Origin of the sequence: Stenotrophomonas terrae, from assembly GCF_039674165.1 — a bacterium.
Classification (GTDB): Bacteria; Pseudomonadota; Gammaproteobacteria; order Xanthomonadales; family Xanthomonadaceae; genus Stenotrophomonas; species Stenotrophomonas terrae_A.
In genome coordinates this window covers 15,472-40,218 of sequence record NZ_JBDJMY010000017.1, presented here as the reverse complement: position 1 = coordinate 40,218, position 24,747 = coordinate 15,472, and the positions used below count along the sequence as shown (strand labels likewise).

The 24,747-nt window shown below is 64.1% G+C and carries 21 protein-coding genes; 4 read left to right on the top strand and 17 right to left on the bottom strand.

What is annotated here, in order from left to right:
- The first annotated feature begins 39 nt into the window (after positions 1-39).
- Positions 40-1,143 carry a pirin family protein gene (locus tag ABE493_RS09885; RefSeq protein ID WP_346498758.1) on the top strand — a complete coding sequence of 368 codons (1,104 nt, stop codon included), beginning with the start codon at positions 40-42 and terminating at the stop codon, positions 1,141-1,143.
- Between the two features lie 200 nt (positions 1,144-1,343).
- Here the strand turns inward: ABE493_RS09885 and gap are convergent, their stop codons facing one another.
- Positions 1,344-2,345: a type I glyceraldehyde-3-phosphate dehydrogenase gene (gene gap, locus ABE493_RS09880; protein WP_057629111.1), complete on the bottom strand. Its 1,002-nt coding sequence runs from the start codon at positions 2,343-2,345 to the stop codon at positions 1,344-1,346.
- A 210-nt stretch (positions 2,346-2,555) separates the two neighbouring features.
- Between gap and ABE493_RS09875 the strand changes: the two genes are divergently transcribed.
- Both ABE493_RS09875 and ABE493_RS09870 read left to right on the top strand, forming a co-directional pair.
- Positions 2,556-3,203, top strand: coding sequence for an OmpW/AlkL family protein (locus tag ABE493_RS09875; protein WP_346498757.1), 648 nt, complete (start codon positions 2,556-2,558; stop codon positions 3,201-3,203).
- 119 nt (positions 3,204-3,322) lie between these two features.
- Positions 3,323-4,147 carry a S1/P1 nuclease gene (locus ABE493_RS09870; RefSeq protein ID WP_346498756.1) on the top strand — a complete coding sequence of 275 codons (825 nt, stop codon included), beginning with the start codon at positions 3,323-3,325 and terminating at the stop codon, positions 4,145-4,147.
- 48 nt (positions 4,148-4,195) lie between these two features.
- Here ABE493_RS09870 and ABE493_RS09865 read toward each other — a convergent pair whose 3' ends face one another.
- From ABE493_RS09865 to ABE493_RS09855, 3 genes are read right to left on the bottom strand one after another with little or no spacing between them, the layout of a single operon-like run.
- Positions 4,196-4,759, bottom strand: a complete 564-nt coding sequence (locus ABE493_RS09865; protein WP_346498755.1) for a hypothetical protein — start codon at positions 4,757-4,759, stop codon at positions 4,196-4,198.
- Between the two features lie 8 nt (positions 4,760-4,767).
- Positions 4,768-6,342, bottom strand: a complete 1,575-nt coding sequence (locus ABE493_RS09860; RefSeq protein ID WP_346498754.1) for a TonB family protein — start codon at positions 6,340-6,342, stop codon at positions 4,768-4,770.
- The gene (locus ABE493_RS09855) at positions 6,329-6,700 is read right to left on the bottom strand and encodes a BlaI/MecI/CopY family transcriptional regulator (protein WP_346498784.1); all 372 of its coding nucleotides are present in this window, start codon (positions 6,698-6,700) and stop codon (positions 6,329-6,331) included. The genes ABE493_RS09860 and ABE493_RS09855 overlap by 14 nt, the downstream gene beginning before the upstream one ends.
- Positions 6,701-6,821: 121 nt before the next feature.
- Here ABE493_RS09855 and ABE493_RS09850 point away from each other — a divergent pair, with 121 nt between their 5' ends.
- Positions 6,822-8,780 carry an acetyl-CoA hydrolase/transferase C-terminal domain-containing protein gene (locus ABE493_RS09850; protein WP_346498753.1) on the top strand — a complete coding sequence of 653 codons (1,959 nt, stop codon included), beginning with the start codon at positions 6,822-6,824 and terminating at the stop codon, positions 8,778-8,780.
- Between the two features lie 333 nt (positions 8,781-9,113).
- Here ABE493_RS09850 and tkt read toward each other — a convergent pair whose 3' ends face one another.
- From tkt to ABE493_RS09785, 13 genes are all read right to left on the bottom strand, one after another.
- Positions 9,114-11,120, bottom strand: a complete 2,007-nt coding sequence (gene tkt / locus ABE493_RS09845) for a transketolase (RefSeq protein WP_346498752.1) — start codon at positions 11,118-11,120, stop codon at positions 9,114-9,116.
- 186 nt (positions 11,121-11,306) lie between these two features.
- Positions 11,307-12,614 (bottom strand): dicarboxylate/amino acid:cation symporter, encoded by a 1,308-nt coding sequence (locus ABE493_RS09840; RefSeq protein ID WP_346498751.1) that lies wholly within the window; start codon positions 12,612-12,614, stop codon positions 11,307-11,309.
- 56 nt (positions 12,615-12,670) lie between these two features.
- Positions 12,671-14,347, bottom strand: coding sequence for a BatD family protein (locus ABE493_RS09835; protein WP_346498750.1), 1,677 nt, complete (start codon positions 14,345-14,347; stop codon positions 12,671-12,673).
- On the bottom strand, positions 14,344-16,188 hold the full coding sequence (locus ABE493_RS09830) for a vWA domain-containing protein (protein ID WP_430980751.1): 1,845 nt from the start codon (positions 16,186-16,188) through the stop codon (positions 14,344-14,346). Before ABE493_RS09830 ends, ABE493_RS09835 begins: the two co-directional genes overlap by 4 nt.
- The gene (locus ABE493_RS09825; protein WP_346498748.1) at positions 16,167-17,165 is read right to left on the bottom strand and encodes a vWA domain-containing protein; all 999 of its coding nucleotides are present in this window, start codon (positions 17,163-17,165) and stop codon (positions 16,167-16,169) included. The genes ABE493_RS09830 and ABE493_RS09825 overlap by 22 nt, the downstream gene beginning before the upstream one ends.
- Positions 17,165-17,620, bottom strand: a complete 456-nt coding sequence (locus ABE493_RS09820; RefSeq protein ID WP_430980754.1) for a DUF4381 domain-containing protein — start codon at positions 17,618-17,620, stop codon at positions 17,165-17,167. Before ABE493_RS09820 ends, ABE493_RS09825 begins: the two co-directional genes overlap by 1 nt.
- On the bottom strand, positions 17,617-18,552 hold the full coding sequence (locus ABE493_RS09815; protein WP_346498746.1) for a DUF58 domain-containing protein: 936 nt from the start codon (positions 18,550-18,552) through the stop codon (positions 17,617-17,619). The genes ABE493_RS09820 and ABE493_RS09815 overlap by 4 nt, the downstream gene beginning before the upstream one ends.
- A 67-nt stretch (positions 18,553-18,619) precedes the next feature.
- Positions 18,620-19,639 (bottom strand): AAA family ATPase, encoded by a 1,020-nt coding sequence (locus tag ABE493_RS09810; protein WP_346498745.1) that lies wholly within the window; start codon positions 19,637-19,639, stop codon positions 18,620-18,622.
- A gap of 102 nt (positions 19,640-19,741) precedes the next feature.
- The gene (locus tag ABE493_RS09805; RefSeq protein ID WP_346498744.1) at positions 19,742-21,622 is read right to left on the bottom strand and encodes a type IV pilus secretin PilQ; all 1,881 of its coding nucleotides are present in this window, start codon (positions 21,620-21,622) and stop codon (positions 19,742-19,744) included.
- 19 nt (positions 21,623-21,641) lie between these two features.
- On the bottom strand, positions 21,642-22,172 hold the full coding sequence (locus ABE493_RS09800) for a pilus assembly protein PilP (protein ID WP_430980750.1): 531 nt from the start codon (positions 22,170-22,172) through the stop codon (positions 21,642-21,644).
- A 2-nt stretch (positions 22,173-22,174) separates the two neighbouring features.
- Positions 22,175-22,840 carry a type 4a pilus biogenesis protein PilO gene (locus ABE493_RS09795; protein WP_346498743.1) on the bottom strand — a complete coding sequence of 222 codons (666 nt, stop codon included), beginning with the start codon at positions 22,838-22,840 and terminating at the stop codon, positions 22,175-22,177.
- Entirely contained in the window at positions 22,837-23,613 is a 777-nt protein-coding gene (locus tag ABE493_RS09790) for a PilN domain-containing protein (protein ID WP_346498742.1), read from the bottom strand. Before ABE493_RS09790 ends, ABE493_RS09795 begins: the two co-directional genes overlap by 4 nt.
- Entirely contained in the window at positions 23,613-24,671 is a 1,059-nt protein-coding gene (locus tag ABE493_RS09785; RefSeq protein WP_346498741.1) for a pilus assembly protein PilM, read from the bottom strand. The genes ABE493_RS09790 and ABE493_RS09785 overlap by 1 nt, the downstream gene beginning before the upstream one ends.
- Between the last annotated feature and the right edge of the window lie 76 nt (positions 24,672-24,747).

Sequence of the window (24,747 nt, the reverse complement as noted above, 5' to 3'; positions counted from 1 at the left end):
CCTCCTTGTGGCGTAGAACCGCGCACCCATCAATAGAGCATGTCCACGCAGCTGGGCGCCAGCCCGCTGGCGCGCCACACCACCCAGGCCAAGGAGTCACCGATGTCCAACCTGATCCTCCGCAACGAACCGCTGGGCCACCCGTGGCCGGGCACCGATCCGTTCCTGTTCTGTGCCTACCACCTGGACCAGTTCCCGCCGGCCACCGCCGACCAGGCCGTGGACATGCGCCTGCTCGGCGGCCGCGAGCTGGGCCATGATTTCAGCGGCAAGGACGGCTTCAGCATGTACCACGGGGTGAACGTGCCCGGCTTCCCGGCGCATCCGCACCGCGGCTTTGAAACCATCACCATCGTGCCCAAGGGCGTGGTCGATCACGCCGATTCGCTGGGTGCCACCGCCCGCTACGGGGATGGTGACGTACAGTGGCTGACCGCCGGCAGCGGCATTCAGCATTCGGAGATGTTCCCGCTGCGTTCGCGCGAGCAGGGCAATCCGCTGGAGCTGTACCAGATCTGGTTGAACCTGCCAGCCCGCAGCAAGATGGCCGATCCGGAGTTCGTGATGCTGTGGGGCGAGAATATTCCCAAGTACCGCAGCGGCGGCGCCGAGGTGAACGTGATTGCCGGCCGCTACCAGCCGCAGGAAGCCGCGCAGGCCGAGGTAGTTGCGCTGGCGCCGGGCCGCAACTCATGGGCAGCCAACCCGGACGCCGATCTGGCGGTATGGCAGATCACCCTGCAGCCGGGCGCTTCCTTGACCCTGCCGCCGGCCAGCCGGCCGGGTACGCGGCGCACGCTGTATTTCCACGATGGCAGGCATTTGCAGGTGGACGGCAGCTCCGTCGCCGAACCGCGCCTGTTGGAAGTAGCCGCCGGCAGTGCCCTGCCCCTGCACAACGGCGGCAGTGAGGTGGTGCAGATCCTGCTGCTGCAGGGCGTACCGATTGCCGAACCGGTTGTGGCCTATGGACCGTTCGTGATGAACAGCGCCGAGGAGATCGAACAGACCCGGCGCGATTACGGCCGTACCCAGTTTGGTGGCTGGCCCTGGTCCGGCCATGGGCCGGTGCATCCAGCCGGACAGGGACGGTTTGCCAGGCACCCGGGCAGTGAGGTGATCGAGGAGCCGCCAAGGCAATAAAGGGGTCGGGGGCAACTGCTGAAAGCATCCCTCCCAACCCGTCCGGCCCTCAGGCGCAGCCTTCGGTCGTTCAGCAGACCGCACGCCAGTGGCGTGCAAGCGGCCTTCTTCACCCCCTTCGCCTGCGGCGAGAGGAGGGGCTTTGAAACGCAGAAAGGGCGCCGCAAGGCGCCCTTTCTGTTTACTACTCAACGCGTGGATCAGGCGGCGACGACGCGCACCATTTCCAGGCACTTGTTGGAATAGCCCCACTCGTTGTCGTACCAGCTGACCAGCTTGACGAAGGTGCTGTCCAGGGCGATGCCGGCTTCGGCGTCGAACACGGAGGTGTGGGTCTCGCCACGGAAGTCGGTGGCAACCACCTTGTCTTCGGTGTAACCGAGGATGCCCTTCAGCGCGCCTTCGCTCTGTGCCTTCACTTCGGCGCAAATTTCAGCGTAGGTGGCTTCCTTCTCCAGCTCGACGGTCAGGTCGACCACCGACACGTCCGAGGTCGGCACGCGGAAGCTCATGCCGGTCAGCTTCTTGTTCAATTCCGGGATCACCACGCCCACGGCCTTGGCAGCACCGGTGGAGGACGGAATGATGTTTTCCAGGATGCCACGACCGCCGCGCCAATCCTTGTTGGACGGGCCGTCAACGGTCTTCTGGGTGGCGGTGGCAGCGTGCACGGTGGTCATCAGGCCGCGCTTGATGCCCCACTTGTCGTTGATGACCTTGGCCAGCGGGGCCAGGCAGTTGGTGGTGCACGAAGCGTTGGAGACGATGCTCTGGCCGGCGTAGGTCTTGTGGTTCACGCCGAACACGAACATCGGCGTGTCGTCCTTGGACGGGGCCGACAGGATCACCTTCTTGGCGCCGGCATCAAGATGCTTCTGCGCGGTTTCCTTGGTGAGGAACAGGCCGGTGGATTCGATGACTACGTCCACGCCCACTTCGTCCCACTTCAGGTTGGCCGGGTCGCGTTCCTGGGTCAGGCGGATCTTCTTGCCGTTGACCAGCAGGTCGCTGCCCGACACTTCCACATCAGCCTTGAAACGGCCGTGCACCGAGTCGTACTTGAGCATGTACGCCAGATAGTCCGGCTCCAGCAGATCGTTGATGGCCACGATCTCGATGTCATTGCCGAAGTTCAACACTGCCGAACGCAACACATTGCGCCCGATGCGACCGAAACCGTTGATGCCGACCTTGATTGCCATGTTCACAAGCTCCTGCAGCCGCAAAGCCATTGCGGCGGGGGTGGAAAGGGGCCGCCATTCTAACAGGACAGCTGCCCGCCCCGTGGCCAGCCCGGGCGTGGCCGCAGCTGAGCGCCAGCTGAGTACAAACCCCTGTTTGATCAGGATCAAAGCGCTCTCCCAGCCCTGTCCCGACACTGGTGCCACCTCCACCAAGCAATGGATTTACACATGCGCAAGACCTCCGCCCTGCTGCTCTCCGGCCTGGCTGCCGCCGTGGCCCTGGCTGCCACCGCCCCCGCCATGGCCCAGTCCAAGGGCGACTGGACCCTGGGCGTCGGCGTCCACGCCGTTGACCCGAAGTCCGATGCCGGCGATCTGAATGGCGCCGCGCTGGGCCTGGGCAAGCTGTCCACCAAGGTCGACAGCGACGTCAAGCCGACCGTCACCTTTGAATACTTCGTCGCCGACAACATCGGTATCGAAGTACTGGCAGCGTTGCCGTTCAAGCACGACGTCAGCATCAACGGCGTCGGCAAGGTCGGCGAAACCAAGCAGCTGCCGCCGGTGGTCTCGCTGCAGTACCACTTCACCAACAGCAGCAAGGTCACCCCGTTCGTCGGTCTGGGCGTGAACTACACCAAGTTCTTCAGCACCGACAGCAAGGGCGCGCTGGCCGGCACCAAGCTGAAGCTGGAAGACTCCTGGGGCCTGGCAGCGCACGCCGGCCTGGATTTCGCCGTCAGCGACAAGGGTGCACTGCGTGTTGACATGCGCTGGGCCGATATCGACACCAAGGTGAAGGTCAACGGCAATTCGCTGGGCACCGCCAAGATCGATCCGCTGGTGTACGGCGTGGCGTACGTCTTCAAGTTCTGAGCCTTGCCGCGGTTGCAAGGCAAGCAGGCAGCAACCAGCACGTCCCCGGCCACCGCCGGGGGCGTGTTTCGCCAGCTGGCGCACGCAGCTGAGCCCAGCGCAGCCGTTAGAATGGCGGCATGAACAAGCTCCACCGTCTCCTGTTGCCGGCTGTCGGCATCACCCTCGCAGTTTCCGCATTGATCCCCGGCCAGGCCCTGGCATGGGGCGCACAAGGCCACCGGCTGGTCGCGCGCATTGCCGAACCCAACCTTCACCCCGCCACCAGGGCGGAAGTTGAGCGCCTGTTGGCCGCCGAACCCGGCGCCAGCCTCAGCAGCATCGCGCCCTGGGCCGACCAGCTGCGCGGCAACGATCCCGATCTGGGCAAGCGTTCGGCCAGCTGGCACTACGTCAACATGGCCGAGGACGACTGCGCCTTCTCCCCGCCCAAGCACTGCCCCAACGGCAACTGCGTGGTTGGCGCGCTGCAGGCGCAAAGCGCACTGCTGGCCAACCGCCAGCTCAGCGACGTCGAACGTCTGCAGGCGCTCAAGTTCGTCGTGCATCTGGTCGGTGACCTGCACCAGCCGCTGCATGCCGGCTATGGCCACGACCGCGGCGGCAACAGCTACCAGCTGCAGTTCAATGGCCGCGGCACCAACCTGCATTCGGTCTGGGACAGCGGCATGTTCTACACGTTGCAGTTGAACGACGACCAGTTCCTGCAACGGCTGCAGGCACTGCCAGCACCCGCCAGCACCCGTGCGCCGGACCTGCAGCGCGACCCGGCATTGTGGGCCGAGCAGACCTGCCGCATCGCCACCCGCAAAGGCCTGTACCCGAGCGGTCACAAGATCGATGAGCGTTACACCGCAGTGTGGGAACCGGTTGCCGAGGCCCAGCTTCGCCTGGGCGGCGAACAGCTGGCGGCCTTGTTGAACCAGCTGCTGGATACGCCCTGAGTTTCTGCCTGCGCGCTGCACGCAAGGTGCCGCGCGCAGGGCAGCAGATCAGCGCAGGCCTCCTTGCCGCACCGACGCCCTGCCCTCCACCACTTCGAAGGTGAAGGCATAGGACAGCGTCACCGGTACATTTTCCAGCCGCGCAGCACCTTCGCAGCCATCTCCAGCAGGTGCGCTGCCGGCAACAAAGTGGCAGAGCGCTGCCGGCTGGAACACCCAATCCGCAGTAGCCGACAAGGCTGACTGCAACAACGATGCGTTCCCCGCCTCGGCACCGCCGGCACAGCGCGAATGCGCGAGCAAAGGCTCCGAACGCTGCACCTGGCCCTGCGCGTCGATGATGACGCGCAGGCACACCGTGGTTGGCGCCAATGACTGCCGGGCGTGATCTTCCGGCAACGCCGGGTCCGGCGCATGCAGTGCGACCGGCATGCGGAAACGTTCGCTCGCCGCCAGTTGATAGGGCTGCACCTCACCGGGCGCTCCCGCGCTGGCTTCGGGCTGCAGCAGCTGCCGCTGCTGATTGACGTCGAAGTGCGCCAACGACGCGTCCGTTGCCGGCCGCGTTGCGCAACCGGCCAAGGCCAGCAATACCACTACGGTTGCACGCATGCGCATGCTCAGCTGCCTTGTTCGGTATAGGTGAGCTCTTCTTCATCCATCGCGAACTGCACCGGCACCTTCAATGCACTGGCTACCGCCTTGCCATCCTTCTGCGCCGGGACGAAGGTCCATTTCCATGCAGACTCCACTGCCGCTGCATCAAACACGCCCTGCGGCTGCGACTCGGTGACCTTCACATCAGTAGGCCGTCCATCCGCACCAACCTCGATACGCAACATGACCTTGCCTTCGATGCGGTTGTCCACCGCGTCCTTCGGATAACGCGGAGGCGGCATCCGATCGACCACTGCCGCCCCGGCGATAGCTTCAGGCTCCAACGAGATCCTGTCTGCCGCGACCGGCACGGCGACCTGCGGCAGCGAGCGCAACTGCAGCTTCCATAGCGAGCGTCCGTCCGCGGTCGAGACCTCGATGCCCGCGACTTCGTTGGCCTTGGTCAACAGCGTGGGCGAAGACACCACTACACCATCGGCTTTCATCGTGCCCTGCAGCTTCAGCAGGCCATCCGCAGCGGGCGTCAGGGTGAATTCCGCTGCCCACTGCACGCCCCTGCCCGAGCTGGCGCTGAAGGAGAACGGCATGCCTGCAGGCTGGCGCAGTTCAAAACGCTGTGTCGTGCCATCAAGCTCGGCCTCGACAAAGGTGGCATAGACCGTGCCTTGTACTGCCGAGGCGACAGCGCGCGCCGGCTTTGCCGCCCACGCCGCGTAAGCAAACCCCGACGACAGCCCAACCGACAACAACAGCATTGCCGCCCACTGCTTCTTCCCCGGTACCGGTCGCTTCAACATCGCAATACGCTCCTTCAATGGATGATGGCTCTGCCAGTGGCACCCCACCGGCAACGAAGACTGCGCCAGCCCGGTCTTGAGCATGGCGTCGCCGTAACTGCGACGCGCGCCGGCCATCTGTGCGATGACCCGTTCGTCACAGGACAACTCCTGATCCTCGCGGCAGCGGCGCTGGGCCAACAGCAGCAGCGGGTTGAACCAATACACACACTGCAACAAGGCAAGCAGTGCGTTCACCCCGATATCGCCACGGCGCAGATGCACGCGCTCATGCAACAGCACCAGCTGCTGTTCCAGGCTGGAGTAACGCTGTTCGAAACCCGCTGGCAACACGATCCTGGGCTGCAGTAAACCCATCGCCGCCGGCAAACCTGCCGTGCTCTGTGCCTGCCACAACCCGTCCGCACGCTGCACAAGCACGCCCAACTCACGCCGGAAATCGTATTGCTGTCGCACCAACCGCGCGGCCATCAGTACGGCACCTGCCAACCACGCGCTCAACAACCACTGTGGCCACGCCGAGCTGAAGCCAACGGTCGCCGCGACCACCTCGCCCACCTGCGCCGTCGCACCCACCACGCGCATCGGCACTGCCGTGAGCTGCGGCCCTGGCAGCAGCACCGCAAGCAACGCGGCAGGCAACACCAGCCACAGCAGGTAGGCCGCGCTGGCGCCCAAGCAACGCCGCACCGGGCGCCTCAATAACAGCACCAACACGATCGCCGCGCTGCTGGCCAAGGTGGTTTCGGTGAGAACCGCCAGCATCTCAGCGCTGCTCATCATCGAGCTCCTCCAGCAATTTGCGCAGCTCGGCCACGTCGTCGCGGCTGAGCCTCTGGTTCTGGCTGAAATGCGCTACCAAGGGCGCCACCCGGCCATCGAACAGCCGCTCAAGCAGGCTGCTGCTTTCTTCCAGTACCCAGGCATCGCGCTGCACCAGCGGCGCGTATAGAAAGCGCCGGCCCTCCTTGCTGGCACTGATGGCGGCCTTCTTGAGCAGGCGGTTGAGCAGGGTCTTGACGGTTGCTTCAGCCCATTCATTCCCTGCCGGCAGGCGCGCGATAACCTCGTCGGCAGAGAGTGGGTGTTGACCCCACAGCACCTCCATCACCACGGCTTCGGCCTCACTGATCCGGATCATCGTTTACGCCTGTAATTTTTGTCGATTACACGAGTAAACGAAAAGCCTGTCAAGCCCTCACCAAGTGATTCAGCACGGTCATGCTGTAATGCCCGCACCCCCGCACATACCGGACACCATGCCCCATCACGTGACCGACCTCGATGCCGCCGTGGACTGGCTGCTGAGCAACATCCAAGGCCCCCTGCGCATCGGCGCACCGCTGGCGCTCGGCAAGCCCCATCGTTTGCTCAATGCCCTGTACGCGCGCATAGAACACGACCCGGCGCGGCCGCTGCAGCTGTACACCGCACTGTCGCTGAATCCGCCACAAGCAAAGGGCGATGGCCTGGAAGCGCGCTTCATGCGCCCGTTCGTGGAGCGTCACTTCGGCAAGGACTTCCCGCGCCTGGCCTACTCGGACGCAATCATGCGCGACGCCCTGCCCGCGCATGTACAGGTGGAAGAGTTCTATATGCAATCGGGCGCGCTGTTGCGCTCGACGCAGGCGCAGCGCTACTACACCAGCCTGAACTACACGCATGCCGCCGATGCCGTGGCGCAACGCGCGCCCAATGCCATCGTGCAGAAAGTCGCCTGGCGCGAAGGCAGCAATCAGCTATCGCTGTCGTGCAACAACGACATCACCCAGGACACGCTGGATGCCATCGCCGCACGCGGGCTGCCCAAGCCGCTGTTGATCGCCGAGATTGATCCGCAATTACCATGGCTGGGTGGAACCGCTGCGGTCGATCCGGATTTCTTCGATCTGGTCATCACCCCGCCCGGCCCCTATCCGCAGCTGTTCGGTCTGCCTCGGCAACCAGTCAGCGATGCCGACTACGCCATCGGCCTGTATGCCAGCACCTTGGTCCGCGATGGCGGCACCTTGCAGATCGGCATCGGCACCCTGGCCGATGCACTCAGCCACGCGCTTGTATTGCGCCATACCGACAACGCGCGCTATCGGCAGATTCTGCATGCGCTGGATCCACAGCTCGCCGAACATCCGCTGGTGCGCGAAGCCGGCGGGCTGGGGCCGTTTGAAATCGGCCTGTACGGCTGCAGCGAAATGCTCAACGAAGGCTTCCGCAAGCTGGTGCAGACCGGCGTGATCTGGCGCAAGGTGCACGACGACATCGAGCTGATGCAACGGCTGGCCGACGGCACCGCCAGCAACGGCGACCGCGGCCGCCTAGCACGCGAAGGCGAATACCTGCACGGCGCCTTCTACCTGGGTTCGTCCGAATTCTACGACTGGCTACGCAAGCTGCCCGAGGCCGAACGCAACGCCATCGGCATGCGCCGCATCAGTGAGATCAACCAGTTGTACGGCGGCAACGAAGCGCTGGAGCGGCTGCAGCGCCGCGATGCGCGCTTCTTCAACTCCTGCATGATTGCCAGCGCGCTCGGTGCAGCCGCGTCCGATGCACTGGAAGACGGCCGCGTGGTGTCCGGCGTCGGCGGCCAGTACAACTTCGTGGCGATGGCACATGCCCTGCCCGACGCACGCAGCATTTTGATGTTCCGCGCGGTGCGCGAAGACGGCGGAAAGGCGCAATCCAACGTGCGCTGGAACTACGGCCACACCACCATCCCCCGCCATCTGCGCGACGTCTTCGTCAACGAGTACGGCATTGCCGACCTGCGCAACATGACCGACGAAGACTGCGTCGTCGCGATGAGCAGCATCACCGATGCGGCCTTCCAGCCGGCGCTGTTGGAACAAGCCAAGGCCTCGAAGAAGCTCGCAGCCAATTTCAGTGCGCCAGCACACTGGCAACAGAATCGTGCCGAGGTGCTGCGCGCGGCATTGGCTCCGTTCCGTACGGATGGCAGCCTGCCCGACTATCCCCTCGGTAGTGACTTCGATGCTGTCGAACAGGACCTGGTGCGGGCACTGGGCTGGCTGAAATCGGCGACTGCCACACCCATGGGCAAGCTACGTACCGTAGTCGCAGCAATGCGCCAGCCACCTGCCGAGAACGATGCGATGTATATGCAACGGATGGGACTGGAGCGTCCGCGCAGTTTTGGCGAAAGACTCAATGCTGGGCTGCTGCGGGTTGGTCTGGCACGGAGTGCGGCGAAAGCTTGATGGTGTGCATCGCCACCTGATCGGGTGCTGAGAAGGCTGATTTTGTGGGAGCGGCGTAAGCCGCGAAGCTGACAATCGGCAAGGCCATCGATAGCCAGGGGCTCTGAGCTTCGCGGCTTACGCCGCTCCTGCAATGGGTTGGAATACCGGGAAGGCCCTGCCGAGCATGGCTCGGCACTACCGCTTTGGCCCCTCTCCCGCTTGCGGGAGAGGGGTTGGGGTGAGGGCAGCTTTGGCTGGTAAAACCTCTGCCGAGCATGGCTCGGCACTACAGGGGTGAAAAAAAAGGCCGGGTTTCCCCGGCCTTTTTTCAATACTTGCGATGCAATGCGATCAGTTCGCGGTCAGCGCCTTGGCCGCTGCCACAACCGCTTCGGTGGTGATGCCGAAGTGCTTGTACAGCTTGTCGGCCGGGGCCGATGCGCCGAAGGTGTCCAGACCGATAACCGCACCGTCCAGGCCCACATACTGGCGCCAGAAACCGGTGACGCCGGCTTCGACCGCAACGCGCTTGCGCACGGCGTTCGGCAGCACGGATTCGCGGTAAGCCGCGTCCTGGCGATCGAACACGTCGGTGCACGGCATCGACACCACGCGGGTCTTGATGCCGGCAGCGTCCAGCTCGGCCTTGGCGGCCACGGCCAGACCAATTTCCGAACCGGTGCCGATCAGGATCACGTCCGGGGTACCGGCGGCATCAGCCAGCACGTAACCACCGCGTTCGATCTGCTGCACCTGCTCGGCCGTACGCGGCTGCGGGGCCAGGTTCTGGCGGCTGAAGATCAGGCAGCTCGGGCCATCCTTGCGGACGATGGCAGCCTTCCAGCTGACCGCCGATTCGGCCGCATCGCAGGGACGCCACACATCGTTGTTGGGGATATAACGCAGCGAGGACACGTGCTCCACCGGCTGGTGGGTCGGGCCGTCTTCGCCCAGACCGATCGAGTCGTGGGTGAACACGTGGATGACGTGCGCCGGGATCAGCGCGCTCATGCGCAGCGCGTTGCGGGCGTAGTCGCTGAACACCAGGAAGGTGGCGTCGAACGGCAGGAAGCCGCCGTGCAGGGCCAGGCCATTGGCAATGGCGCTCATGCCGAACTCACGCACGCCGTAGTGCACGTAGTTGGCATGCGGGTCTTCACCGACCACGGTCTGCGCACCCTTCCACAGGGTCAGGTTGGAACCGGCCAGGTCAGCCGAGCCGCCGATGATTTCCGGCAGCAGCGGTGCGAAGGCCTGGATGGCGTTCTGCGAGGCCTTGCGCGAGGCGATGTTCGGCGCTTCGGCCTGCACCTGGGCGATGTAGGCATCGGCCTGGGCAATGAAGTCGGCCGGCAGTTCGCCGTGCGAACGACGGGTCAGTTCGTCGGCATCGGCCGGGAACTGTGCAGCGTATTTGTCGAACAGCTGCTCCCATTCGGCCTGACGCAGGGTGCCGGTACCGCCAGCGCGCCAGCCGCCATAGATCTCTTCCGGGATCTCGAACGGGCCGTACTGCCAGTTCAGCGCCTTGCGGGTGGCTTCCAGTTCGTCCTTGCCCAGCGGTGCGCCGTGGCTGGATTCCTGGCCGGCCTTGTTCGGCGAGCCAAAACCAATGGTGGTCTTGCAGCAGATCAGGGTCGGCTTGTCGAACTGCGACAGCGCCTGCTCGATGCCGGCCTTGATGCTTTCCGGGTCGTGGCCGTCAACGTCGCGCACCACGTTCCAGCCATAGGCTTCAAAACGTGCCGGGGTGTTGTCGGTGAACCAGCCTTCCACTTCACCGTCGATGGAGATGTTGTTGTCGTCCCAGAAGCAGACCAGCTTGCTCAGGCCCCAGGTGCCGGCCAGCGAGGCGGCTTCGTGGGAGATGCCTTCCATCAGGCAACCATCGCCCATGAACACCCAGGTGCGGTGATCGACGACTTCGAACTCGGGGCGGTTGTAGCGCTGCGACAGCAGCTTTTCCGCCAGCGCGAAACCGACAGCATTGGCCAGGCCCTGACCCAACGGGCCGGTGGTGGTTTCAATACCCGGGGTTTCATGACGCTCCGGGTGGCCGGCAGTCTTGCTGCCCAGCTGGCGGAAGGCCTTCAGTTCTTCGATCGGCAGGTCGTAGCCACTCAGGTGCAGCAGCGCGTAGTGCAGCATCGAGCCGTGACCGTTGGACAGCACGAAACGGTCGCGGTTGAACCACTTCGGGTTGTTCGGGTTGTGACGGAGATAGTCGTTCCAGAGCACTTCGGCGATATCGGCCATGCCCATCGGCATGCCGGGATGACCGGACTTGGCGGCTTCTACCGCATCAGCGGCAAGGAAACGGATGGCGTTCGCCAACTGGCGGCGGGTGGGCTGCGTCATGGGTCGTCAGAATCAGGAGGCTCCCGCGGAACTGCGGGCGGCCTATTGTCCCACAAGCTACCGCCGGGATCAGTCCGTAAAAGCTGACGGTAGTTTGTATTCGTTTCGCCTGAGAGAAATACGCCCCAAGCAAAACGGCCACCCTGTTCAGGGTGGCCGTCTCTCACTGGAACGCGGCAAACAAGCTCAATCCTGCGGATGATGCCGGCCGACGCTTTCGTCGCTCTCGCCGCGCGCCACCAGGGTGGTCAGGGCCAGGTCGCCGGTCACGTTCAGCGCGGTACGGCACATGTCCAGGAAGTGGTTCACGCCCAGGATCAGGCCGATACCGGCCGGGTTGACCCCGACCATGGCGCAGATCAGCGCCACCACCGGCAGCGAGCCGGAGGGCACACCAGCGGTACCGATGCCGCCGAGGATGCAGACCACCATCACCATGAACTGCTGGCCGATGCTCAGGTCCACGCCGAAGAACTGTGCCAGGAAGATCACCGTCACACCTTCAAACAAGGCCGTGCCGTTCTGGTTGGCGGTGGCACCCACCGTCAGCACGAAGCGCGAAACCTTGTGCGGGAAACCCATCTGGTCTGCCACCCGCAACGCGGTCGGCAAGGTGGCATTGGACGAGGCGGTGGAGAACGCCATCACCGTGGCTTCCTGCGTCTGCCGGAAGAACTGGATCGGCGAGCGCCCGGCCAGCTTCACCGCGATGCCGTAGCTGACAAACATATGGGTGGCCAGCGCCAGCACCACCACGCCTACATAGGCGCCGAGCTTGATCAGCAGGTCAAAGCCGAAGATAGCGGCCAGATTGAACATGAAGCAGGCCACCGCATACGGCGCCAGGCGGATGACCAGATTGATCAGGGTCATCGAGATCTCGAACAGGCCTTCGATCGTTTTGCGCAGCGTGGCCACTTTCTCGGCCGGCGACAGCACCATGCCGATACCGAGCATCAATGCAAAGAACATCAGCGAAAGGATCTTGCCGTTGTCCGAAGCCGCATCGATGACGTTGTTCGGCACGATCGACAGCAGCATGTCCAGGCCCTTGGGCGCGGTGCCGGCACCGGCCACAATCGCCTTGCTGCGTTCGGCGTTCTCGGCCAGCAGCTTGGCCGCCACCGCCGGATCAACGCCCGCCCCTGGCTGAAACAGATTGACCAGCACCAGGCCAATCAATACCGCCACACCCGACAGCACGATGGTGTAAGCCAGCGATTTCCAGCCGATGCGCCCCAGCGCGCGGATGTCGCCCATCTCCGACACGCCCATCACCAGCGCCGAGAAGATCAGGGGCACGATGAGCATGAAAATCAGGCTCAGGAACAGCCCGGAAACCGGCGTGGTCAGATAGGTGGTTACCGTATGTACCCAGGCCGCATCCGGACTGACCAGGTGCACCACCAGACCCAGCAGCAGGCCGACGCCGAAGCCGATCCCTATCTTCCAGTGGAACGGCATCTTGGCTGTGGTCTTTGCTGCATTGGCCATAGGTGGGCTTCCTCGGAGAATGAATCAGCTTAACAGACGGTGTACAGCCACCCTTTTCAGCTTTGTCCCGGATAAAGAGGGTCCAACAGCGGTTTCTCAACCACGGCGGTTTGCCGCCAACGTGGGCCCGCCTTGAACACCTCGCGCAGACGGGCGCGGGCGGCAGTCACATCACCCTCGCCGCCCCAACGTGCGCGCTGCATGCGGTGCAGGGCCTCGCGCTGGGCCGGGTCATCCAATCTGTCCAACACCGCATCCAGGCCATCCACTCCGGCCATCGCTGCAAGGATATGCGCCACCTCGTCGAGGCTGCCCGCATCCAGCGCACGCCGCAGATCGGCGATGCCGTAAGCCGAAACCGGCGCAGTGGCATTGGCGGCGCGCGTGCCATGGGCGACCACCGGCGTGCGCCGGCGCGACAGTCCCCAGATCAGGGTTGCCAGCCACAACAGGGCAAAACCGGCTGCCAGTGCCGGCCACAGCCAGGTGTTGCCAGGGTCGCCTGCGGCAGGCAGCGCCGTGCCCGACAGGGCCGGCGAACCGGCCGCCGCCGGCTGTGCCAATGGCGGTGGCACCATGCCGCTGTTGCTGCCTTGGGCAATCTGCAGATTCAGCGCCGGTAGCGACGTGGTGCGCGCCTGCCCGGCAGCCACATCCCACCACGCCATCTGGATACCCGGCACGCTCAATGCGCCGGTCTGTTGCGGCACGATCGAATAGCGCCGGGTCAGCTTCAACTGCGGGCTGGCGCCTTCGAAGGTTTCATCGTATTGCGGCGGTTCGGCGAACACCTGTGCGCTGTCACCCAGCGAAGGGACCGGCAGTTCCGGGAACTGCGCCTTGGTCGCCCCGCTGGCGATGGCCTCCACTTCGATGGCGATGGCCTCGCCTGTTCGCCCACTGTTGGGCGCAGCGGTATAGCGCAGCTGCAGGTTCTTCAATGGCAGCCAGGGTTGCGGCGCATCGGCAGGCGTGGCCCGTATCTGCAGGGTCTGGTCCGCGCCGCGGGCGCTGAGCTGGCCGTTGTCGCGGCCAAAGAAGTCATCGAAGAACCCACCCGCGCCTTGCCCGCTGAAGCGTGCGCCCGCCAGCTGCAATGGCCCGCTGCGTTCGGGAATCAACAAAAAGCGTCGCTCCACCACGTTGTAGCGGCGTCCGTTGACTTCGCGTACGGAGGTGCGGTCATCACCAACGCGCTGCAGCGAGGCCGCTGCCGGTGTATCCAGTACCAATTCGCCGGACGCCAGCTGGGTGGCGAAGTACAGCCGCACCACCACCCCCACGCTCTGCTGCACGTAAGGCTGTTTGTCATCGACCTCGGTTTCGATGAAGGCCAGAGCATTGCTGTCGCGGCTGGCCATCAGCGCCGCTTCCACCTTCACCAGCAAGGGTGTCGTGCTGGCGTTGCCAACCCGCAGGGCGGGTATATCCAGCATGCCGGTGCGCCGTGGCGTCAGCGTCACCGCGTACTGCGCGCTGTTGCGGGTAGCACCGCCGCCCATCTGCAGTTGGCGGCTGCTGCTCTGCGCGCTCAGGGTGAAATCCGCCTGCAATGGCGTGTAATCCGGCGTGCCGGACTGGTCGGTCTCGATGGTGAGGGTGATGCTCTCGGCCTGGGTGATGCTGTCGCGATCCAGCCAGGCACGGGTCTGTGCCTGCAGCAGGCCGCTGAAGACCAGCAGGCTCAGCAACAGCCATCGCTGCAGAGAGAGGGATGGGTGCTTGCTTGTCATCGTTTTTCCCGCATCCGTCGCTCGTACTCGAGCTGGAACTTTGCTTTCAACAAATCACCGGGTTCGTCCGGCACCCGCTGCATCCAGGCCTCGACGGCCTGTTGCTGCTCGCGCTGGGCCGGCGTCATCGCCGCAGCCACGGCGCCGTCCTGCTGCTCACCCTCGCCCGCCTGCTGCTGGCGCATCGCCTCGGCCATGCGCTGGCGCTGGGCCTGGTCGGCCTGCTGCTGCCTGCCGGCATCTTCGCTCTGCGGCGCCTGATCGCTCTTGTCCGGCGACCGGCTGCCGTCCCGCGACGGATTCTGCTCGGCGGGCCGCTGGCCTTGTTGCGCCGGGGTCGACGGCTGGCCCGTTTGCCCATTCTGCGGCTGACCCTGCTGCCCGGGTTGCTGACCCTGCTGACCCTGCTGGTTCTGCTGCGAGGGGTTCTGCTGCTGGCCCTGTTGCCCGGGCTGATCCTTGCCCTGCTGCGGCTTGGAAGGATTGGACTGGTTGCCCTGCTGGCCCTGGTGGCCCTGCTGCGACTTGCGCTTGCGCGCGGCATCCACCGCCGCACGGTTGGCCAGCGCATCCTGCATGCCAGGATGCGCCTTCAAGGCGCGGTCGTAGGCCTGAATGGCTTCGTCGTACTTGCCTTGGCGAGCAAGCGCATTGCCCAGGTTGTACCAGCCCTGGTCGCTGTCGATACCTTCGAACTTCTTCTGCGCGGTGGCGAAATCGCCGACTCGATAGGCATCAACGCCTTCGCCCAGGCGCTGGTGCTGGCGCTGATCGGCGCGTTGCCACCAACCGCCAGGCTCGGCCGCGTGTGCCGGCTGCAGTATCGGCAACAACAGGCACAAGGCCAGCACCGGCATTACCCGGCGCGGGCGGCGGAATGCGAACAGTGCCAACAACAGCAACGGTGGCAACAGCCAATAGCCTTCGTCCTGCCATTGCTTGCCACTGCTGGCCTGCAGCTCGCGATCCTGCGCGCCGGCCTGCGGTTCCAGCACACCCAAGGCCTGCAGATCCGCCGAGGTATTGGAAATACGCTGATAGCCGCCGCCACCGGCCGTAGCCAGCGCCCGCAGCGAAGTTTCATCCAGATGCGCCTGCTCGATCGCACCGCGCGGATCGCGGTAAGACGCACCTTGCAGGCTGCCCAGACCAATCGCCGAAACCCTGTAGCCCGCCACCCGCAGCCTGGCAGCCTCGGCCAGGGCCGCTGCGTCGGCATGATCAGTCAACAGCAGGATCTCGCCATTGCGCGCGCCGGATTGTTTCAGCAGATCACCGGCCCACTGCAGTGCCTTGTCCGGGCGCTGTCCATCGACCGGCATCACTTCAGGCGCCAGTGCATCGAGGAACAAGGCGACATTGGCCGCATCGTCGGTCAACGGCGCCACGGTAAACGGCTCCCAGGCAAATGCGACCAGCGCCACTTCGCCGCCTTTCCGCTCGCGCAGCAGGCTGGCCAGCTTGGCCCGTGCCTGCAGCAGCCGTGATGGCGGCAGATCGGTGGCGCGGATGCTGCTGGACAGATCCAGCACGATCACCAGCGGTGTCTTCGACTCCCACAGCGGTTGTTCCAGTTGCCACCAACTCGGCCCCGCCAGCGCCAGTGCCGCCAGGGTCAAGCCAAGCGCAATCGCAACGCTGCCCCAGCGTCCGCGCTTGCGGCCATCGCTGACCAAGTGCGCGAGCAAATGCGGATCCACCGCCTCATGCCAACGTGCGCTGCGATGACGCCGCCACCAACCGCCCAGCACGGCGGCCGGCACCAGCAACAAGGCCCACAACCATTCCGGCCGCAGAAAATGCAGATCCTGCCAGTTGATCATGACCGCAACCCCCGCCACGCCAGTCCCAGCACACCCAGTATCAAGGCCAATGCCAAGGGCCAGGGATAGCGTTCAATGCGCGGACGAACCGCTGGCCCGGCATCCTTCACCGGTTCCAGCCGATCCAGCTCGGCATAGATCTTGACCAGCTCTTCGGTATCGCGGGCACGGAAGAAACGCCCGCCGGTTTCGCTGGCAACCTTGGTCAAGGTGGCTTCGTCGACCTGGTCGTCGGCACCGGGCAGCTGCACGCCGAACAGGGACATACCGCCGCTGCCACCAAAGGCGATGGTGTAGACCCGCACGCCTTCGGCCTTGGCCAGTTCGGCAGCCTTCAACGGCTCCAGTACACCTGCGGTATTGACGCCATCGGTGAGCACGATCACCACGCGCTGGCCCTGCGGCTGCTCGCGCAGGCGCTTTACCGACAACGCAATCGCATCGCCCAATGCGGTCTCGCGCCCAGCCAACCCCACCACACTGTCGCGCAGCTGATCACGCACGGTGGCGCGGTCGGCCGTGAGGGGCGTCAAGGCATAGGCGCGCTGGCCGAACACCAGCAGCCCAATACGATCGCCTTCGCGGCGTTCGAGGAAATCCGCCAGCACCGCCTTGGCGGCGGTAAGCCGGTCCACGACCTGGCCGCCGAGCTGCATGTCCGGCTCGCTCATGCTGCCGGACAAGTCCACCGCCAGCATCATCTGCCGCGCCTGCCGGGGCGGTTCGATCGGTTCGCCCAGATGCTGCGGCCGCGCCAGCGCTGCGCACAGGCAAAGCCAAGCCAACCACAGCAGCAGCATCTGCAGCATCGCCGCAGTGCGCGAGGAGGCCTGCAGTTGCAGACGCGCCGGCTCGTAGGGCACGCGCAGGGCGGCGCCGTTCTCTTCGCGCAGCGGCCACAACAGCATCAACAACGGCAATGGCAGAGCCAGCCACGCCCACGGCCAGGCGAAGTTCGGCAACAGGCTCAATCCGCTTGCGAGAATGTCCTGCATCAGCGCCGCCCAGCCATCAATTCCAGAAAGCGGGCACGCGCCAACTGACAGGCGTGTTCAATCTGCTCGCCTTCAAGCTGCGGGCGGAAACCGCCGTCCAGCAACAGCCGGCCTGCGCCGCTGCTGAAATCCTTGCGATTGCCTCCGTCGAGAAAACGCAGCCATGCCTCGCCCTGCAGCTGTACCGCCTGCGGATCAAGCTGTCGCGCCGCGCGCCGCAGCAACTCCGAGGCCGCCGCCAGCTGCGCCGGGCCTTGTGCTGCAGCCTGCAGCTGCCGATCAAACAAGGCCATCCAACGCTGCATTCTGCGCCGGCGGAAAAAATAGATCGCCAGCACGACCAGTACCACCAGCAGCACGGCGCCAATCACCAGCCACCAGCCTGGCGCCAGCGGCCACCACCCCGGCGCAGCCGGCAGGTGCACGTCACGCAACGGCAATTGTGCGGCCATCAGCCCACGCTCCTGTTCGGCGCCATGCCCAACCAGGCATCACTGGCATCATCGGTAAGCAGCGTGCTGACGCGGATGCGACGACCGGGCAACTGCCGGCACAAGTCCTCCACCGGCCCAATCAAGGCTTCGTGCCAGGCCTGGCGCACACTGGACGCGGTCAGGTCCAGCTGCACACGGCCAGACGGCGTTGCCAGTGGCAGCACGCAGTGCGGTGGCGAAACTTCCAGCGGATCGAGCAACAACACCAACTCCACTTCCACATGCATTGCCAGCGCCGACCATGTTACGGCCGGCACCGCCTGCGCGCTGATCGGATCGGCCAATACCACCGCACGCGCGCCCGGATGCAGCACTCGCGCAGCCTGCTCCAATGCCAGCTGCAAGCCGCCATCATCGGCTGGGCGTTCGCCATACCAACGCACCAGCGCATCCAGGGCCCGCAATACCCCACGGGTGCCACCTGCTGGCGGCACCAAGGCCTGCTGCGGAGAACCGCGCAGGGCCGCGATACGATCACCATCGCGCAATGCCGACCACGCAGCCACCGCCCCTGCACGCGCTGCCTGCACCGACTTGAAGCGGACCCGTGTGCCGAAGTACAGAGCCGGCGCGGTATCAGCGATCAACAAGGTGACCCGCTCGCGCTCGGTCTGGAAGGTCTTGGTGTGTGTGGCATCGGTACGCGCGGTGAGTTTCCAGTCGATATGCCGCGCATCATCGCCGGCCACGTATTCGCGCGACTCGGCATATTCCATCCCGCGACCACGCAGCATGGATGCCGCGCGGCCGCTTACCGCGTAATGCCCGCGACGAGCTTTTCTGCCGCCATTGGCCGCGCCGCGCAATGCGATCAGCTCGGCCAGTTGCGGGCGGATGCCATCTTCGGCTGCTGCAGTCGCCGTCGCTGCAGGTTTAGCCACGGGCGCTGTCATCGCAGGCCCGCCTGCGGGCGCAAACCACGTGTCATTTCAATTGTGGCGAACATTGGCACACCCGGCCTCAAGGCAGGGGCACGCATTCAAGCAGGGCTGCCACCAGGCGCTCACCATCCCAACCTTCGGCCGCGGCTTCGTAACTGGGCAGCACGCGATGGCGCAGCACATCCGCGGCGACGCCGCGGATATCGTCCGGGGTTACATAATCGCGGTTGGCCAACCAGGCACGGGCACGGGCACAGCGCTCCAGCGCAATCGAGCCACGCGGGCTTGCACCCCAGGCGATGCGCTTGGCGAGCTTGGCGTCATAGGCGCTGGCGTCACGCGATGCCAGAACCAGCGCAACCAGATAGCGCTCCAGCTGCGGCGCCATATGCAGCTCCAGCACTTCACGGCGCGCCTGTTCGATCTTCTGCAGCGATATCTTCTCGGTCGTCGAGGGCTGCGGGCGCATTGCGCGCAGGGCGCGCTCACGCGCCAGCCGCAGAATTTCGGTTTCGGCGCTGGCGTCCGGGTAACCGATGCGCACATGCATCAGGAAGCGATCCAACTGCGCCTCGGGCAGAGGGAACGTGCCCTCCTGTTCGATCGGGTTCTGCGTTGCCATCACCAGGAACACATCCGGCAACGGATAGGTGTTGCGCCCAACCGTCACCTGGCGCTCGCCCATCGCTTCGAGAAGGGCCGACTGTACCTTGGCCGGGGCGCGATTGATTTCGTCGGCCAGCAGGATCGGATGGAAGATGGGCCCGGCCTGGAACTCGAAACGGCCCTCCTGCGAGCGCCAGATATCGGTACCTGTGAGGTCGGCGGGCAGCAGGTCCGGAGTGAACTGGATGCGCGCGAAGCTGGCATCGATCCGCGAGGCCAACGCCCGGATGGCGGTGGTCTTGGCCAGCCCGGGCGCGCCTTCCACCAACAGGTGGCCATCGGCCAGCAAGGCGGTCAGCAACCGGTCGACCAGCAACGACTGGCCAACGATTTCGCCGGCCAAGGCGCCGCGCAATGCAGTGAATTCCTGGTGCAGGCCGCTGTCGCGGACCGGGGCATCAGCGTGGTTGGGCAGTTGGGGAGGCAGGTTCATAGGCGCAGTTTGACTGATCTACGATGAAATGGTTCCAAACGCCGGCCAGTAAAAAAAAAAGGGCCGCGATACGCGGCCCTTTTCCTTAACTGTAACAGGTGCTTACTGGGCGGCCTTGGCCACGCGCAGGATCTTCGGGGTCACGAAGACCAGCAGTTCGGCCTTGTCCTTGCTGCGACCACGCTTCTTGAACAGATTGCCAAGGAACGGGATATCGCCGAGGAACGGGACCTTGCTGACGCTTTCCTGATCGGTGAACTCATATACACCACCGATCACCACAGTCTGACCGTCATCCACCAGAACCGCGGTATTGATTTCACGGCGATTGATGATCGGAACCACGCCGAAGTTGGCGACAGGCAGGTAGCGATCGACCTCGTCCTTCTTCACGTTCATGTTAAGGAAGACACGGTTGTCCTGGGTGATGGTCGGAGTGACCTTCAGTTCCAGCAGCACTTCCTTGAACTGGACGTTCGGCGTAGCTGCAACACCACCGGAACCGCCAGTGATGGTGACATAACCGATTTCCTTACCCTGCTTGATCACGCCCTCGCGCTGGTTGGCGGTGACGATACGCGGGTTGGAAATGACTTCACCACGCCCCTCCTCCTGCAATGCCGACAACTCCAGATCCAGATTGAAGTTCGCACCCAGCAAGGTGTAGGCAAGGCTCGGCCCCAAACCATTGGCCGTGGTAAAGCTACCCGCAGGCAGATTGACGTTGAGCCCACGATTGGCGTTACCCACCCCATTGGTGGTGCTGCCTATCGTCGCCTCGTTGTCACCTTCGTTGTAGGTGCGCTTGCCGCCGATACCGAACTTCGCACCCAGATCGCGGGCGAAGGTGTCGTTGGCAATCACGATGCGGCCTTCGATCAACACCTGATCCACCGGACGATCAATCACACCGATCAGTTCACGCATCTGCGCGACCTTCTTCGGGATATCACTGATCATCAAGGTATTGGTGCGCTCATCGGCAACCAGGCGACCACGCGGCGACAGGAAGCCATTCTCATTCTGGCCACCACCACCCTCACCACCGCCGCCGCCGATGCCCTTGGCTTCGGTCAGTGCTTTGAAAATAGTGGTAGCGCTGTGGTAGTTGATCTGCACGTAATCGGTGATCAGATCCGAGCGGTTCTCGATCGCGATGCGCGCATCTTCCTTGTCCTGCTCGAACTTGGCCAGCTCCGGCTGCGGTGCAACCCAGACCACGCCACCATCACGACGCTTGTCCAGGCCTTTGGCACGCAGCACGATGTCCAGTGCCTGGTCCCACGGCACATTGACCAGACGCAGGGTCACATTGCCCTGCACCGTGTCAGAGGCGACCACGTTGAGATTGGACTCCTCGGCAATCAACTGCAGCACGGTGCGCACCGGCACGTCCTGGAAGTTGAAGGTCACCGGACGCCCGCTGTAACCACGCGCCGCCACGGTAGCAGCAGCCTGGGCGACAGTCTTGGAGGTCACCGCACCGGTAGCCACGTCGGCCTTGCGCGGAGTGATCTCGACCACATACTCATTGCCGGTCTGGTAGGCCAGCGAGTCGAATGCGCCGTTGGTGCTGAGCACCAGCTGCGAACCCTGCCCGGACGGCTTGGCGTCAATGCGCTGTACCGGCGTAGCAAAATCAACCACATTGAGCGGCCGCTGCAGTTCAGCCGGCAACACGGCATTGCCAACGTCGATCACGACGTTGTTGCCCTGGTTGCGCAGGTCCGGGCTTGCACCCTGGCCATCGAACTGCATGATCAGCCGTCCCGTACCGTCATCGCCGCGTTTGAAGTCGATCTTGGTAACGGAAACCGCCTTCACTGCCTGCTGGGTGGCTGCGGCAGCGCCGCCGACACCCGCAACAGGTTGTGCTGCGAAGGAAGAGCCGCACACCGCTGCCAACGCCACTCCCAGGGCGCAGACGCGGACCAGTGCATGGCGCCGGATGGGACGCAGGCTCAGGGCTTTGGTAAAAGTCATCGTGCTATCCCCTAATCAATCAACGATCGTCCAGTGCAAGCGAGGCTGGGCGTTCCAGCCAGCCACCTGCACCGTCCGGCACTAGTTCAATCAACTCGATCCCATCTTCGCGTACGCCGGTGACACGACCATCGCTCTGGCCCATGTACACCCCTGGACGTACACGGTAAGTGACCTTGTCCGGCCCCATCACCAGTGCAACGGCAGCAGCGCCGTTACCGATCGTGCCAACCATGTCCAAGCTGTCCAGCGGGAACGCTTCGAGCGGTTCCTTGCGACGGTTCGGATCTGGCCGCAACTGGCTGTTGCCGTCATCGGATACCCAGGCATCGCTGAATGGGTCGCGCAAGCCTTGGGCCGAATACTCAAATGTTTCGAACTGCTGCATCACCGGCAAGGGCGGCAGTGGTTCGGCCGGACGAGCGCGTACATCGGCAGTCCATTTCTCAAGATTCGGCGCGTCGCCCGGTGTGCTGGTGATGCCACGGGCGCAACCGCCCATCAGCAACACACACACCATGCCCAGCGCCAAGGAGGAAGTTCTACGCATGATCACTTACCTCCCTTTTTCTTGGCGTCGGCGGCAGCCGTCTTTTCCTGCTCAGCCAATTCGGTGTCATCCAGATAACGATAGGTCTTGACCGTGCCGGACAACTCCAGCGCACCACCGGGGGTGATCACGCCCTGCCCGCCCTTGGGCTTGAGGTTGATGTCGTGCATGGTCAGGATGACCACACGCGGCAACGAGGCCACACCGCTGACGAAGGCACCGAACTGGTGGTAGCTGCCTACCAGACGCAGGGCGATCGGCTTCTCGGCGTAGAACTCCTTCAGGGTCTCATCGCCGGGCTTGAACAGTTCGTTGTTCAAGCCGCTGGACAACGCGGTCTGAGAAACGTCGATGATCAGGTCCGGCATCTCGGTCTTGCTGGGCAGCTGCCGCAGCATCTGCTGCAGCACCTGCTCCATCTGCGCCAGCTGCAGCTTCAGCGGCTCCAGGTTGGCTGCGCGTTTCTGCTCTTTTTCGAACTCATCGCGCAGTGTGGCCTCTTTGCTTACCAGGCCCTCCAACTCTTCGCGCTGGCCACTGACGACCAGCAGGTACGACAAGCCGATGATCAGCAGCGACAGCAGCACGCAGAACACGATCTTCGCGTTGCGTGGCCAGGCGCCGATATTGTTGAAATCCAGCTCTTTGGCGTTGAATTTCTTGCTCACGAACGCGCCTCCTTCTGCGCCGGCGCTGCCGGTGCTGTCTCGCCCTTGGGCTGCTCAGCCCCTGCAGCAGGGGCCACAGGAGCGGCCGGTGCCGTGCCTGCAGGAACGACAGGTGCCGTTGTACCCGGAGCAACCGCTGCGGCAGCCGGGGCCGGAGTAGAAGCTGCGTCGACAACGACAACACCGCCGTCCTCGGACTGACCTTCACCCGGCGTAGGCAACTTCACCTTGAGGGTGAACACATACGGCAAGGACTTGATATCGACAACGCTGCCGGTCTTTTCCTGGGCGCGCGCCTCGATGATGGTCAGCTCCGGGCTGGTCATCCAGCCGGAGGTCTCGAGGTTGCGCATATAGGCGCTGACGCGGGCGTTGGACTGCGTGCGGCCTTCCAGGGTCAGCGTATCGCCTTCCTGCTGCAACGCGGTCAGCACCACGCCATCGGGAATGGTGCGCACCAGCGAATCGAACAGGTGCACCATCTGCGAACGCTTGCCCTGCAGTTCCTCGATCACCTTCTTGCGGTCGAGCAGACGCTTTTTCTGCACGTCCAGGCGGTCGATTTCCTTGTTCTGCTCCTTCACCTTGGCGATTTCCGCATCAAGGTAGGCATTGCGCTCGTTCTGCCCGCTGATCTGCTGGCTGAAGAAAACCCACAGCAAGCCCGACAGCACCACGCCACTGAGCGCGGCAAAGCCCAGCATCCCGTAGAACTCACGTTGACGCTGTTTGCGGCGCTCCTCGCGCCACGGCAATAGGTTTATCCGTGCCATCAGTCAAACCCCCTCATGGCCAGACCCGTCGCGATCATCAGCGCCGGTGCATCCTGGTTCAGTGCATGCGCCTGGACCTTCGGTCCCAGCGTCATCTGTGCCAAGGGATTGGCTACCGATGTGGCCACGCCCAGCTGCTCTTCAACCATGGTCGGCAAACCGGACAAGGCAGCGCAACCGCCCGCCAGCACGATGTGGTCGACACGGTTGAACTCGCTGCCGGCATAGAAGAACTGCAACAGGCGGCTGATCTGCTGCACTGTCGCCTCCTTGAACGGCTCCAGCACTTCAACCTCATAGCTCTCCGGCAAGCCCCCCTGGCGCTTGGCCAGTCCGGCTTCCTCGTAGCTCAGCCCGTAACGGCGCATTACTTCGTCGGTGAGCTGCTTGCCGCCGAACACCTGTTCGCGGCTGTACAGGCTGCGACCGCCGCGCAGGACGTTGAGCGTGGTCATGGTTGCGCCGATATCGACCAGCGCCACCACGCCATCACTGGGTACAGCCAGTTCGCTGGCAACCAATGCAAATGCGTTCTCAATCGCGAACGCCTCCACATCCATCACCTTGGCGGTCAGCCCACCCAGCTCCAGCGCGGACTGGCGCAGCTCCACGTTCTCCGAGCGCGAAGCGGCCAGCAGTACCTGCACCATTTCTGGATTGTTCGGCACTGGACCCAGCACTTCGAAATCGAGGTTTACTTCGTCGATGGGGTACGGGATGTAATTCACCGCCTCCAGCTCGACCTGTGCTTCCAGGTCGTTTTCGTCCAGATCCGCCGGCATCGGGATCACCTTGGTGATCACCGCAGAACCAGCAACAGCGGCGGCCGCCCCCTTGGCCTTGCTGCCTGAACGCGCAACAGCCCGACGAATCGCTTCGCCGACTGCTTCAACTTCGACAATGTTTTTCTCCACCACCGCATTCGGCGGAAGAGGTTCCACGGCGTAATGTTCCACGCGGAAACGGTTACCGCTGCGGGAAAGCTGCAACAGCTTTACCGCAGTCGAACTGATGTCGACGCCAATGATGGGCGTCTGACTCTTTGGGATAAGCCCCACGGATTCTCCCCTGCCGACGGGCACTTGGACGCAAGTGTTGCGCCGGCGCATTAATAACGTTTTTTCAGCAAATGGC